Source organism: Micromonospora sp. NPDC049559, assembly GCF_040676675.1.
Classification (GTDB): Bacteria; Actinomycetota; Actinomycetes; order Mycobacteriales; family Micromonosporaceae; genus JBFAPK01.
Genome location: NZ_JBFAPK010000053.1, coordinates 1 through 12,215, shown reverse-complemented (window position 1 = coordinate 12,215; position 12,215 = coordinate 1). Strand labels below are relative to the sequence as shown.

The window sequence follows — 12,215 nt, the reverse complement described above, 5'->3', positions numbered from 1 at the left end:
GACGGGTACGGGTGTCGGGTCGCCGGGGTGGACCGGCGACCCGACGCGCGGATCGTGGTCAGTGGCAGGTGCCGGTGCCGCTGTCGTTGTACGTCTTGCCCGCCTCGGGTACGAACTGCCAGTCGTAGCCGTTGGCGTGCAGGGTGAACTTCAGTACGCCGTACGTGTCGCTGTTGCGGGCCTGGCTGTTCGGCGCGATGGTGCCGAAGCCGTAGTGGCTCGCGCCTCCCATGCCGGCGACGAAGGCGCGCAGGCCCCGGGCGTTGTCGAGCCCGCCGCTCGGGTTCTGCGGGGCGAACCGCTCGTACTGGTGGTTGTGGCCCCAGAGCACGACGTCGGCGTTGTAGTCGTACAGGGCCTGGTAGAGGGGGCGGGTCGAGGTGGACGGGGAGTGGTTGGCGCCGGAGGTGAAGAGCGGGTGGTGCCACAGCGCCAGCGTGCACGGCCGGGTGCTGGCGGCCAGGTCGCTCCGGAGCCAGCGCTCCTGGGCCGACCCGGCGGACATCGAGATGTTGGAGTTCAGCGCCACGATGTGCCAGTTGCCGAGGTCGTACGAGTAGTAGCCCTGGCCGGCGGTACCGGCGTTGGCGCCGAAGTAGCCGTAGTAGCCGGAGGCGCCCGAGGTGTTGTAGTCGTGGTTGCCGGGCGTCGGGCGGGTACGCGCCTTGTGCCGGCCCCACGTCGGCGCGTAGTAGTTGTTGAACTCCGCCGCGGTGCCGTTGTCGTAGACGTTGTCGCCGGTGGTCCAGACCGTGCCGGCGATGTTGTCGAGCAGCGCGGCGGTGGCGCTGTCGCCCGAGCCCGAGGTGGCGATGTCACCCGCCCCGACGAAGACCGGGTCGCCCGAGGGCGGCGCGGTGGTCGGCGTCGGGCCGGCGCCGGTGGTGACGACGAGCTGGGGCGCGTTGGCGCCGCTCTCCCGACTGTCGTAGTAGGCCCCGTCGGTGTTGCTGGAGGTGCCGCCGAAGCTGTAGGTGCCGTTGCCGGTCACCACGGCGGTGACGTCCACCTCGTACCAGCTGCTGCTGCTGACCGAGCCGATCGAGCCGAGGGTCGCGCCGTCGATGGCGGGCTGGTTGTTCCAGGTGGTGCCGGTCTCCGACCAGGTGGTGCTGGAGACCGCCCGGAAGCTGCCGCCGCTGCTGCTGCCGCTGTTGCCGCTGATCGTGTGCAGCCGCAGCTTGGCGCCGGTGACCTGCCCGCTGATCCCGCTGACGGTGAAGCGCAGGAAGGTACGCCGGACCGGCGAGTTGTCCACCACGATCTGGGTCGAGGTGCCGTAGCCGGTGGAGGCCGTGTCGCTCTGCACGTACGTGTCGGCCACCGGGGTGAACGTGGAGGTGGCCGCGGCGGCCGGGCCGGAGCCGGTCAGCAGCACCGTGGTGGCCGCTGCCACCAGCACCGCTGCGGTTCCCGCGGTCGCTGCCGACCGGAGGTGGCGGGTAGCCATCTGGTCTTCCCTTCGGGTGGGGGTCGGGACCGGAGAAATCTATGTATCCGAATGAACGCGGTACGTACGACGGGATGAACTCTTCGGGGACCGCCCGCTGAAACGTCTGCCGGACACCGGCTGTTCACCGGATGCCCGCCTGGTCGGCGGACGCGCCGGGTTGCCCGGCCGGCGCGCGCCATAGACAGTGTTCACCGTCATCGCACGCGGAGGAACGGGTCGGGGAGGGGCGGGCGACGTGTACCTGTCGACGATCGGGCGGCCGGCGCAGGCCGGTGACGCCGCGCCGCAGCCCCGGCAGCGGCGGCTCGCCCTGGTCGGCGGCAACGTCCTCGCCCTCGGTACGGTCAGCCTGATCACGGATGTCTCCGCCGAGATGGTCAGCGCCGTACTGCCGCTGTACCTGGTGCTGGGGCTGCAGCTGGGTCCGGCGGCGTACGGCGCGCTCGACGGGCTCTACACCGGGGCCACGGCGGTGCTGCGGGTGGTCGGCGGGTTCGTCGCCGATCGGATCCGCGCCCGCAAGCTGTTGGCCGGCCTCGGGTACGGCATCTCCGCCCTGGCCAAGCTGGGCCTGCTCGCCGCCGGCCGGTCGACGGCCGCGATCGGCCTCGTCATCGCGGTGGACCGGATGGGCAAGGGGGTGCGCACCGCGCCCCGGGACGCCCTGATCACGCTCTCCACCCCGCCGGGCGCGCTCGGCCGGGCGTTCGGCGTGCACCGCGCCATGGACAGCGTCGGCGCCTTCCTCGGACCGCTGGTCGCGCTCGCCGTGCTGGCGGCGGCCGGCGAGTCGTACGACGCGGTCTTCGTCACCAGCTTCTGCGTGGCGGCCCTCGCGGTCGTCGTACTCGTGCTCTTCGTCCGCGACCGGCGCGAACCGGCAGCCGCCGCGACCGGGGCCGCCGGCCGCGCCCCGGCGGTGACGGTGCGGGAGGCGGCGGGCCTGCTGCGGGCGCGACCGGTGCGCCGGCTCGTCGCCGCCGCCTGCCTGCTGGGGCTCGCCACCGTCGGGGACGGCTTCGTCTACCTGCTGCTGCAGCGCCGCGAGGAGTTGGGCGTGGTCTGGTTCCCGCTGCTGGCGGTCGGCACGAGCCTGGCGTACCTGCTGCTGGCGGCGCCGTTGGGGCTGCTCGCCGACCGGGTGGGCCGGCTGCCGGTGCTGGTCGGTGGCTACGCCGCGCTGGCCCTGGTCTACCTGCTGCTGCACGGGCCGCTGGGCGGGTGGCCGCTGCTCGCGCTGGTCCTCGGGCTGTACGGCCTCTTCTACGCGGCCTCCGACGGCATCCTGATGGCGCTCGCCGGGCCGGTGCTGCCGGCGCGGCTGCGCACCACGGGCATCGCGCTGGTCCAGACCGGACAGGCCCTCGCGTACCTGGTCTCCTCGGTGCTGTTCGGCGTGGCCTGGCAGCTCTGGGGCCCGGTCACGGCGACCCGGGTGGCCGCGGTCGGCGTCGTGCTCGCCGTCGCCGGCACCGTGTTCCTGCTGGCGGGTGCGCCGCGCGCGGACGCGGTCGGGAGCGAGACCGCGGAGGGGACGATCCGATGAGCGGACTGGGCAGGCGCGGAACCGCCGAGGAGACGATCCGATGAGCGGGCTGGGCACGCGCGGACGGGTCCTGGTGGCCGCCGCGACGGCGGCGCTGCTCGCCGCGGTCGCCGTCGGCTACGTGCGACTCGCCGCCCATCGCCGGCCGGCCGGACCGCCGGCCCCGGCCGCCGCCAACCGCGAGCAGCTCACGCTCGCGCCCGGGCCGCGCCTGCTCACCGTGACGAACCGGCACCTCGCGTTCGTCCCGGCCGCCGACCCCGGCGGCGCCCGCACCGTGGCCGACCTGGAGTGCGTACGCGCCTACGCGGCGGCCGGTACCGGCGTCTGCCTGCACCCCGACTCGGCCTGGTCGTACCGGTTGGTGGTGCTGGACGCGGGGCTGCGCCAGCGGCGGGCCTTCCCGGTGCCGGGGTTGCCGAACCGGGCCCGGGTCTCGCCGAGCGGCCGGATGGTCGCCTGGACCACCTTCGTGGGCGGGGACTCCTACAACAGCGGCGGCTTCTCCACCCGCACCGGCATCCTGGACACCCGGACCGGCGGCCTCGTCGATTCGCTGGAGGAGTTCGCGGTGATCCGCGACGGCCGGCCGTACCGGTCGGCGGACGTCAACTTCTGGGGAGTCACGTTCGCCGGTGACGACAACCGCTTCTACGCCACCGTCTCCACCGACGGACGCCGGTACCTGGTCGAGGGCGACGTCGCCGCCCGGACGGTACGGACGCTCGCGGAGAACGTCGAGTGCCCGTCGCTCTCGCCGGACGGCGGCCGGATCGCGTTCAAGCGGGCCGTCGACGGCGACCCCGGCAAGGGCTGGCGGTTGTCCGTGCTCGACCTCGCCACGATGCGGGTGACCCCGCTCGCCGAGCCGAACAGCGTGGACGACCAGGCGGCCTGGTTGGACGGTTCGACGGTCGCCTACACGCTCCGCCAGAGCGACGGCCGGCCGGACGTCTGGGCGGTGCCGGCCGACGGCTCCGGGGCGCCCCGGCTGCTGGTACCCGAGGCGGAGTCGCCGGCCGCCCTGGGCTGACCGGCGGACCCGCCGGCCGCCCGCTGGCGCCGGGCCGGGCCGGGACGGGGTCAGCGGCCGAGGTCGGCGAGGATGCGGCGGGCCGCGTTGTGCCCGGCCGCCCCGATGACGCTGCCGGCCGGGTGGCAGCCGGCGCTGCCGGCGTAGACCCCGTCGACGCCCGTGGCGTACGGCATCCGGTCGGTGAAGGAGATCGTGTTGTCGACGTGGTGGATGTGCCCGCCGGTGATGCCGAAGTGCGCCTCGATGCCGGGCGGGGGCAGCGGTACCGCGTCGGCGACCAGCGCGCCGGTGCCCGGGGCGTACCGCTCGCAGATCGCCAGCAGCCGCGCCACGTACGCGGGCAGCCGCTCCGACCAGCTCCCCTCGGCCAGCCGGTACGGCACCGACTGCACGAAGAGCGCCGACGAGTGGTGCCCCTCGGCGTCCTGCAGGGACGGGTCGACGGTGGTGTGCAGGTACCACTCGATGGTCGGCTCGTCCGGCAGCTCGCCGGCGCGTACCTGCGCCCACATGTCGCGCAGCGCGGACATCGGGGAGCGGGTGGTCGGCGTACCCGCGTCGGTCACCAGCGAGGCGGAGCCGGGCAGCAGGTGGATGGTGGAGCCGAACGGGCTCGGCGCCCCCTCGGGCAGGCAGGAGAAGCGGGGCAGGCCGGTCAGGGCCAGGTTGAGCTTGAGCGTCGTGCCGGTGCGCCGTACCGCCGCCATCCGCTCGACCAGCGGCGCCGGCAGCGCGCCGTCGGGGAGCAGCCCCATCAGCCGGTACGGGTCGCATGCGCCCAGCACCACCCCGGCCTCGATCTCCCGCCCGTCGGCGAGCACCACGCCGCTGGCCGCGCCCCCGGTCAGGGTGATCGAGGCGACCGGCGTACCGGCGAAGATCTTCGCCCCGGCGGCGCGGGCGGCCTCGGCGAACGTCCGGGAGACGGTGCCCATGCCGCCCTCGGCGATCATCCAGGTGCCGCCGGCCCCGGGGAGCCGGCACATGTTGTGGACCAGGAAGTTGTGCCCGGTGCCAGGGTCGTCCGGGCCGGCGGTGAGCCCGGAGAGGCCGTCGGTGACGGCGTACATGCTGACCAGCAACTCGGAGCGGAACTCGAACCGGGCCAGGTAGTCGGCGACCGAACCGCGTACCAGGTCGAGGAAGACCTGTCGCAGGCCGGGGCGCACGTACCGTTCGGCGGTCTCCTCGGCCGGCAGCGGCTCGGCCAGCCAGGCGGACGCCAGGTCCTCGCGCAGCCGCGCCAGCTCGGCCTGCATCGCGTCGTCGGCCGCCACGTCGTCCGCCGAGAAGAACTCGACGAGCTGCGCGCGGGTCGCCGCCCGGTCCGAGCCCATCAGCAGGTACGGCGCGCCGGGGCCGCCCGGGGTGGGCAGGAAGTAGTGCGGGTCGCGGCGCAGCACCGGGATGCGCACGTCGAGCGTCTCGATCAGCTCCGGCGGCATCAGCCCGAGCAGGTACGAGCCGGTGGAGTGGCGCAGCCCGGGGACCCGGGGGAAGGGCCGCTCGGTACGGGTGGCGCCGCCGATCACGTCGGCGGCCTCCAGCACCACGACGTCGAGCCCGGACCGGGCCAGCAGCACGGCGGCGACCAGACCGTTGTGCCCGGCACCGACGACGACGGCGTCGGCCCGGCGCGGCAGAGACGGCTCCATGAGCCGGGAGCCTAGTCGGCTTCCGGCCCGCCGGAAGTCGGGCCGGGCTCGCCGGCGGGCGCGAACTGCTGGAGGAACCCGGTCAGCTCGATCTCGAAGAGCGCCGCCGGCTCGGTCACCGCCCAGCAGAGGTGGTTGGAGACCTCCATGGAGACCAGCCCGTAGAGCCGGGTCCAGCCGGAGAGCACCGTGTACGCGACCTCGACGGGCAGCTCGCCGAGGGTGCGCCGCAGCGGTTCGAGCTGCCCGGCCAGCCGCCGTTCGAGCAGTTCCCGGGGCGGCGTACGGAACGGCGCCCGCCGCCAGAGTTCGAGGACGGGGCGCAGGAACGCCGCGCCGAAGCGGGCGCCGGGGTGGTTCTCGTCGATCTCCTCGGCGAGGAATGCCGCCATGCTCGGTACCGGGGTGCCGAAGATCAGCGCGAACTCGACCGGGTGCGCGACCGACCAGTGCCGGAAGGCGCGGCTCATCGCGGCGAGCTGGTCCAGCGGATCGTCCCCGGCCGCCGCGCTGGCCGCCTCGACGACCCGGCGCAGCTCGTCGTAGAGGTCGCCGGCGAGTGCCCGGACCAGCGCCTCCAGGCTCGGGAAGTACCGGTAGATCGCCGGGGCGGTCATGCCCATGTCCCGGGCGATGGCGCGCAGCGAGATGGCCTGCGGGCCGCCGGTCACGAGCAGCCGCCGCGCCCCGTCCTTGATCTCGGAGACGGTCGCGGTACGCAGCCGTTCCCGGCGGGTGGGCAGCGACATACCCTGGCTCCCTTGACGACAGCGAACACCGTTGTAATAGTAAACGGCGTTCACTGAGCTAATCCGTTGTTACAGCTTACGGCCTCGGGTGGCCTCCCGGGCCGTGCCGCCTCGGGGGGAAGCATGTTCGCGTGGTGGGGGCGCCGGGTCGTCCGGCTCCGCTGGGCCGTACTGGCCGCCGGCGCGCTCCTGGTCGTCCTCGGGGCGACCTGGGGCACGGGCGTCTTCGGCGCGCTGACCGGCGGTGGCTTCGACGACCCGGGCAGCGAGTCGAGCCGGACGCAGGCGCGGATCACCGCCGAGCTCGGCGACCAGGACGCCGACCTGCTTGTGCTCTACTCCAGCCCGACCGCCACCGCCGACCAGCCGGCGTTCCGCGACCCGGTGACCGCGACGTTGGCCCGGGTCCGCGACCGGCCCGAGGTGGCGGGCGTGACCGACTGGTACGAGACCGGCGCCCCGGCCCTGCTCTCGACCGACCGGCACGCCACGTACGCGGTGCTGCGCCTGCGCGCCACCGAGGAGGACGGCAAGTCCGCGGCCTTCGCGCGGCTGCGCCCCGCGCTCGACGCGCCCGGGGTACGCACCGAGGTCGGCGGCAACGTCGCGTTCCTGCACCAGGCCAACGAGCAGACCACCCGGGACATCACCCGGGCCGAGACGCTCTCCATGCCGGTCCTGCTGGTCCTGCTGATCCTGATCTTCGGAGGGCTGGTCGCCGCCTCGACCCCGCTGCTCATCGGCGGCCTGGCCATCCTCGGCGCCTTCGTGGCGGTACGGCTGCTGAGCATGGTCACCGACATCTCCATCTTCGCCATCAACGTGATCACGCTGATCGGGCTGGGCATGGCGATCGACTACGCGCTCTTCGTGGTCAGCCGGTTCCGGGAGGAGCTGGCCGCCGGACGGGACACCCCGGCGGCGATCGCGCGGACCATGGCCACCGCCGGCCGTACCGTCATGGTCTCCGGCCTGACGATCACGCTGGCGATGGCCAGCCTGTTGACCTTCCCGCTGTCGTTCCTGCGCTCGATGGGGCTCGGCGGCATGGCGGCGGTGCTGGTGGCGATGCTCGCCTCGCTGACCGTGCTGCCCGCCCTGCTCGCGGTGCTCGGGCCGCGGATCAACGCGGGACGCGTACCGCTGCCCTGGCGCCGCCGTGGCACGGCCGCGACGGGCGGCGGCTGGGCCCGGGTCGCGCACAGCGTGATGCGCCGCCCGGTCCGGTACGTCGTCGGCGTGGTGGCGCTGCTCGCGCTGCTCGCCGCGCCGTTCTTGCGGATCGACTTCGGCGGCTTCGACGAGCGCGTGCTCCCCGCCGACGCGCAGCCGCGCGTGGTCGCCGAGCGGATCGGCGCCGAATTCTCCGCCGCCACCGTCGCGCCGATCGGCGTGCTCGTCTCCGGCGCCCCGGCCGACCGGGCCCAGGCCTTCGCCGACCGGATCGAGCAGGTGCCGGGCGTGACGGGGGTGCGGGTCAGCGCGAGCCGGGGTGCCTCCACGCTGCTCTCGGTGAGCTACACCGGCGAGCCGACCGGCGACGTCGCCGCGCGGGCCGTACGCGAGATCCGCGACCTGCCCGCCCCGCCCGGCGCCGAGGTGCTCGTGGGCGGCCGGCCCGCCGCCGACGTCGACCTGCTGGCCACCCTCGGCGCGCACCTGCCCTGGATGGCGCTGATCATGGCGTCGGCCATCCTTTTGCTGCTCTTCCTCGCCTTCGGCTCGGTGGTACTGCCGATCAAGGCGGTGCTGATGAACCTCGTCTCCATCGGCGCCTCGTTCGGCGTGGTCGTCTGGATCTTCCAGGACGGGCACCTCGCCGACTGGCTGCACTTCACCCCGACCGGCTTCATCGAGCCGAGCAACCCGATCCTGATGCTCGCGGTGCTGTTCGGGCTCGCCACCGACTACGAGGTCTTCCTGCTCTCCCGGGTGCGCGAGGAGTGGGACGCGACCGGCGACAACACCGCGTCGGTGGCGTCCGGGCTGCAGCACACCGGCCGGATCATCACGGCCGCGGCCCTGCTGCTGGTCGTGGTGGTCGCCGGCTTCGCCACGGGCGGCATCACCTTCATCAAGCTGATCGGGGTCGGCATGATCGTCGCGATCGTGGTCGACGCGACGCTGGTGCGGGCCCTGCTCGTACCGGCCACGATGCGGCTGCTCGGCCGCTGGAACTGGTGGGCACCCGGACCGCTCGCCCGGGTCTACCGCCGGTACGGCATCCACGAGAGCGCTGCCCCGACGCCACCCGCCGCGCCGGACGCCGTCGGCGCCGCGCCGGACGCCGCCTCCGCCGCGCCGGACGCCGTCGGCGCCGCCGGCTCGTCCCGCGGCGCGTGATCACCCTGGTCGGGGCGTCGCTCCGCCGGCGTACCCGTCAGCGTGGCGTCCGGTGCGGTTAGGCTGAGCACGTCATGATGCGGCGCTGGAGGTGAGCGGGATGGCACAGCCGGCGTACGTTCCCGAGCCGGTCCGGCGGAGCGAGCCGTCGTTCGACATCCTCGGCGAGTTCGACGAGCCGTGGACCGCCCAGCTCGCCCTCGACCTGTTACCGGAGACCAACGGTCCCAAGATCGAGGTCCTCAGCGGAAGCGTGATCGTGACACCACACGCCGGGTACGACCATCAAAACATCGAGCTTGAACTGGCCTACCAGTTGAAACGGGCGGCGCGCCAGGCCGGCCTCTGGCTCTATCACGAGGTCAACGTCGTTTCAAAAGATGATCTCTTCATTCCCGACATTGTCGTGCTCCGGTCGTCCGGGGGCGGACAAACCAGCATGGACGTCTCGAACGCCGTGCTGCTCGGTGAGATCGTTTCACGCGGTAACCGCCGTAAGGACGTCATCGAGCGGCCCCGGGAGTACGCGGCGGCAGGTGTGCCCTTCTTCCTCCGGGTCGACCTGCGTAACCGGGTACCGGCCATGGCGCTGTACCAGCTTGTCGACGGGGAGTACCGGCCGGTGGCGGCGGCCGCCGCCGGCAGCACCTTCGTGATGCGCGAGCCGTTCGAGTTCTCCGTCGACCCGGCCGACCTGCTCGACGAGCGGTCGGACGGTCCCGCGCCGGAGCGGCCCGCCGCCGAGGGGTGACGCGCGGCACCCGGCCGACCGGTAGAGCCTGGTCGGGCCGGGGGAGAATGACGCGGTGAGCCTCCCAGCGGGTGTTCAGGGTCGTTCAGGGAGAATGTCCGGGTGAGTTCTCCCCGCGAGATAGTCCTGCTCGGCTCGACCGGGTCGATCGGTACGCAGGCCATCGACATCGTCCGGCGCAACCCGGACCGCTTCCGCGTGGTCGGTCTCGGCGCGGGCGGCGGCAACGTGGCGCGGCTCGCCGCCCAGGCGCTCGAACTCGGCGTCGAGGTCGTCGGCGTGGCCAAGGGCTCGGCGGCCCAGGATCTCCAGCTCGCCTTCTACGCCGAGGCGCAGAAGCGGGGCTACTCGACCGGGGACTTCCGGATTCCCAAGATCCTCGCCGGCCCGTCCGCCATGACCGAGCTGGCCGAGTGGCGCTGTGACATGGTCCTCAACGGCGTGGTCGGCTCGCTGGGGCTGGCGCCCACCCTGGCCGCGCTGCGCGCCGGGCGTACCCTCGCGCTGGCGAACAAGGAGTCGCTGGTGGCCGGGGGACCCGTGGTACGCGCCGCGATCACCCGCCCGGGGCAGATCGTCCCGGTCGACTCCGAGCACTCCGCCCTGGCCCAGTGCCTGCGCTCCGGCGAGCGGAACGAGGTGCGCCGGCTGGTCCTGACCGCGAGCGGCGGGCCGTTCCGGGGCCGCCGGCGCGACGAGTTGACCGAGGTCACACCGGAGCAGGCGCTGGCACACCCGACCTGGAACATGGGCCCGGTCGTCACGATCAACTCCGCCACGCTGGTGAACAAGGCGCTGGAGGTGATCGAGGCACACGAGCTGTTCCAGGTGCCGTACGACGACATCGAGGTCATGGTCCACCCGCAGTCGGTGATCCACTCGATGGTGGAGTTCGTCGACGGGTCGACCATTGCCCAGGCCAGCCCGCCCGACATGCGGCTGCCGATCGCGCTGGCGCTCGGCTGGCCGGCCCGGGTGCCGGACGCGGCGGGCGGGGTCGACTGGACCGGCGCGCACACCTGGGAGTTCCAGCCGCTGGACGACGCGGCCTTCCCGGCGGTACGGCTCGCGAAGCAGGCCGGGCGGGCGGGGCGCTGCCGCCCGGCGATCTACAACGCCGCGAACGAGGAGTGCGTCGCCGCGTTCGTGGCCGGTCGGCTACCGTTCCTCGGCATCGTCGACACGCTGGAGCGGGTACTCGAGGCGGCTCCGGATCTCCCCGAACCGGGTAACGTCGAGGAGGTACTCGCCGCGGAATCCTGGGCCCGCCGGTACGCCCAGGAACTCATCGGGACGACGGTGGAAGGAGCTTGATGGCATACCTGGTCGGGGTGGTCCTCTTCGCCCTGGCGATCCTCATCTCGGTGAGCCTGCACGAGGCCGGGCACATGCTCACGGCCAAGCGCTTCGGGATGAAGGTGACCCGCTACTTCGTGGGGTTCGGGCCCACCCTGTGGTCGTTCCGCAGAGGCGAGACCGAGTACGGCATCAAGGCGATCCCGCTGGGCGGGTTCTGCAAGATCGTCGGAATGACCCCGCAGGACGACGACGTCGATCCGGCCGACGAGCCGCGCGCGATGTGGCGCTTCCCGGTCTGGAAGCGGACCATCGTCATGTCCGCGGGCTCGATCACGCACTTCCTGCTCGCGGTGGTGGCGCTCTGGTTCGCCGCCGTCTTCATGGGGCTGCCCAACCCCGACTACCCCACGACCGAGGCGCAGGCCCGGCAGGAACCGCCGGTGATCTCGCTCGCCGAGTGTGTGGTGGTCGACAACGTGGAGCGCCCGTGCGCCCCCGGTGACCCGGCGAGCCCGGCGGCCAAGGCCCAGCTCCGCGACGGCGACCGGATCACCGCGATCAACAACACCCCGGTCAACACCTGGGGCGAGATGCTCAACGTCGTACGGGCCACCCCGCCCGGACCGGCGACCGTGCAGTACGTCCGCGACGGCGCCCCGGCCACCACGAAGGTCGACCTCGCCGCCGTGCAGCGCCCGCCGCTGGACGACGCCGCCGGTGCGCCCAGCGCCGTCTCCGCGCTCGGCGTCGGCCTCACCGTGCAGAAGCCCACGATGGTGACGTACGGGCCGATCGACGCGCTCGGCGCCACGGCCGACTACACCGGCAACATGGCCGTCGGGACCCTGCAGGCCCTGCAGCGGGTACCCGAGAAGATCCCCGCGCTCTGGACGGCGATCACCGGCGGGCAGCGGGACGTCGACACCCCGATCAGCGTCGTCGGCGCGAGCCGGCTCGGCGGCGAGGCGGTGCAGAACGACGCCTGGGAGGTCTTCGTCCTGCTCTTCATCTCGCTGAACTTCTTCATCGGCGTCTTCAACCTGCTACCGCTGCTGCCGCTGGACGGCGGACACATCGCCATCGCCTGGTTCGAGCGGGTCCGCTCCTGGATCTTCGCCCGGCTCGGCCGCCCCGACCCCGGTCGGGTGGACTACCTCAAGCTCATGCCCATCACGTACGCGGTGATCCTGATCGGTGGCGTCTTCACGCTGCTGACCGTCACCGCGGACGTGATCAATCCGATCACGCTCTTCTCAAGGTGAGTGCTCAAGTGACCGCAGTCAGTCTCGGCATGCCGGCCGTTCCGCCGCCTCCGCTCGCGCCCCGGCGGACGAGTCGCCAGATCATGGTGGGTTCGGTGCCGGTGGGTGGGGGTGCGCCGGT

The 12,215-nt window shown here is 73.0% G+C and carries 9 protein-coding genes and 1 pseudogene; 7 read left to right on the top strand and 3 right to left on the bottom strand.

Annotated features, from left to right (window positions below; genetic code table 11):
* Positions 1-58 precede the first annotated feature (58 nt).
* Complete coding sequence (locus AB0J86_RS35735) at positions 59-1,402, bottom strand: DNRLRE domain-containing protein (RefSeq protein ID WP_363862227.1); 1,344 nt, start codon at positions 1,400-1,402, stop codon at positions 59-61.
* A gap of 286 nt (positions 1,403-1,688) precedes the next feature.
* Between AB0J86_RS35735 and AB0J86_RS35730 the strand changes: the two genes are divergently transcribed.
* Positions 1,689-2,999 (top strand): MFS transporter, encoded by a 1,311-nt coding sequence (locus AB0J86_RS35730; RefSeq protein ID WP_363862224.1) that lies wholly within the window; start codon positions 1,689-1,691, stop codon positions 2,997-2,999.
* A gap of 40 nt (positions 3,000-3,039) precedes the next feature.
* Positions 3,040-4,032 carry a hypothetical protein gene (locus tag AB0J86_RS35725; protein WP_363862221.1) on the top strand — a complete coding sequence of 331 codons (993 nt, stop codon included), beginning with the start codon at positions 3,040-3,042 and terminating at the stop codon, positions 4,030-4,032.
* 50 nt (positions 4,033-4,082) lie between these two features.
* Here AB0J86_RS35725 and AB0J86_RS35720 read toward each other — a convergent pair whose 3' ends face one another.
* A complete protein-coding gene (locus tag AB0J86_RS35720) occupies positions 4,083-5,690 on the bottom strand; it encodes an NAD(P)/FAD-dependent oxidoreductase (protein ID WP_363862218.1) in 1,608 nt (535 codons plus the stop codon).
* A gap of 11 nt (positions 5,691-5,701) precedes the next feature.
* Positions 5,702-6,439, bottom strand: a complete 738-nt coding sequence (locus tag AB0J86_RS35715; RefSeq protein ID WP_363862215.1) for a TetR/AcrR family transcriptional regulator — start codon at positions 6,437-6,439, stop codon at positions 5,702-5,704.
* Positions 6,440-6,562: 123 nt separating this feature from the next.
* On the opposite strand from AB0J86_RS35715, the gene AB0J86_RS35710 reads away from it, so the two are divergent.
* The 5 genes and pseudogenes from AB0J86_RS35710 to AB0J86_RS35690 form a co-directional block, all read left to right on the top strand.
* Positions 6,563-8,782, top strand: a complete 2,220-nt coding sequence (locus AB0J86_RS35710; protein WP_363862212.1) for an MMPL family transporter — start codon at positions 6,563-6,565, stop codon at positions 8,780-8,782.
* 100 nt (positions 8,783-8,882) lie between these two features.
* Complete coding sequence (locus AB0J86_RS35705; protein WP_363862209.1) at positions 8,883-9,533, top strand: Uma2 family endonuclease; 651 nt, start codon at positions 8,883-8,885, stop codon at positions 9,531-9,533.
* A gap of 102 nt (positions 9,534-9,635) precedes the next feature.
* Positions 9,636-10,847 carry a 1-deoxy-D-xylulose-5-phosphate reductoisomerase gene (dxr, locus tag AB0J86_RS35700; protein ID WP_363862207.1) on the top strand — a complete coding sequence of 404 codons (1,212 nt, stop codon included), beginning with the start codon at positions 9,636-9,638 and terminating at the stop codon, positions 10,845-10,847.
* A complete protein-coding gene (locus AB0J86_RS35695; RefSeq protein WP_363862204.1) occupies positions 10,847-12,094 on the top strand; it encodes a site-2 protease family protein in 1,248 nt (415 codons plus the stop codon). Before dxr ends, AB0J86_RS35695 begins: the two co-directional genes overlap by 1 nt.
* A gap of 8 nt (positions 12,095-12,102) precedes the next feature.
* Positions 12,103-12,215, top strand: a pseudogene (locus AB0J86_RS35690) (4-hydroxy-3-methylbut-2-en-1-yl diphosphate synthase); the annotation flags it as partial.

Bases quoted from the DNA above. Each gene is read 5' to 3' on its own strand.
- AB0J86_RS35710 (WP_363862212.1), top strand. From the start codon at position 6,563: ATGTTCGCGTGGTGGGGGCGCCGGGTCGTCCGGCTCCGCTGGGCCGTA.
- AB0J86_RS35720 (WP_363862218.1), bottom strand. From the start codon at position 5,690: ATGGAGCCGTCTCTGCCGCGCCGGGCCGACGCCGTCGTCGTCGGTGCC.
- AB0J86_RS35725 (WP_363862221.1), top strand. From the start codon at position 3,040: ATGAGCGGGCTGGGCACGCGCGGACGGGTCCTGGTGGCCGCCGCGACG.
- AB0J86_RS35715 (WP_363862215.1), bottom strand. From the start codon at position 6,439: ATGTCGCTGCCCACCCGCCGGGAACGGCTGCGTACCGCGACCGTCTCC.
- AB0J86_RS35705 (WP_363862209.1), top strand. From the start codon at position 8,883: ATGGCACAGCCGGCGTACGTTCCCGAGCCGGTCCGGCGGAGCGAGCCG.
- AB0J86_RS35695 (WP_363862204.1), top strand. From the start codon at position 10,847: ATGGCATACCTGGTCGGGGTGGTCCTCTTCGCCCTGGCGATCCTCATC.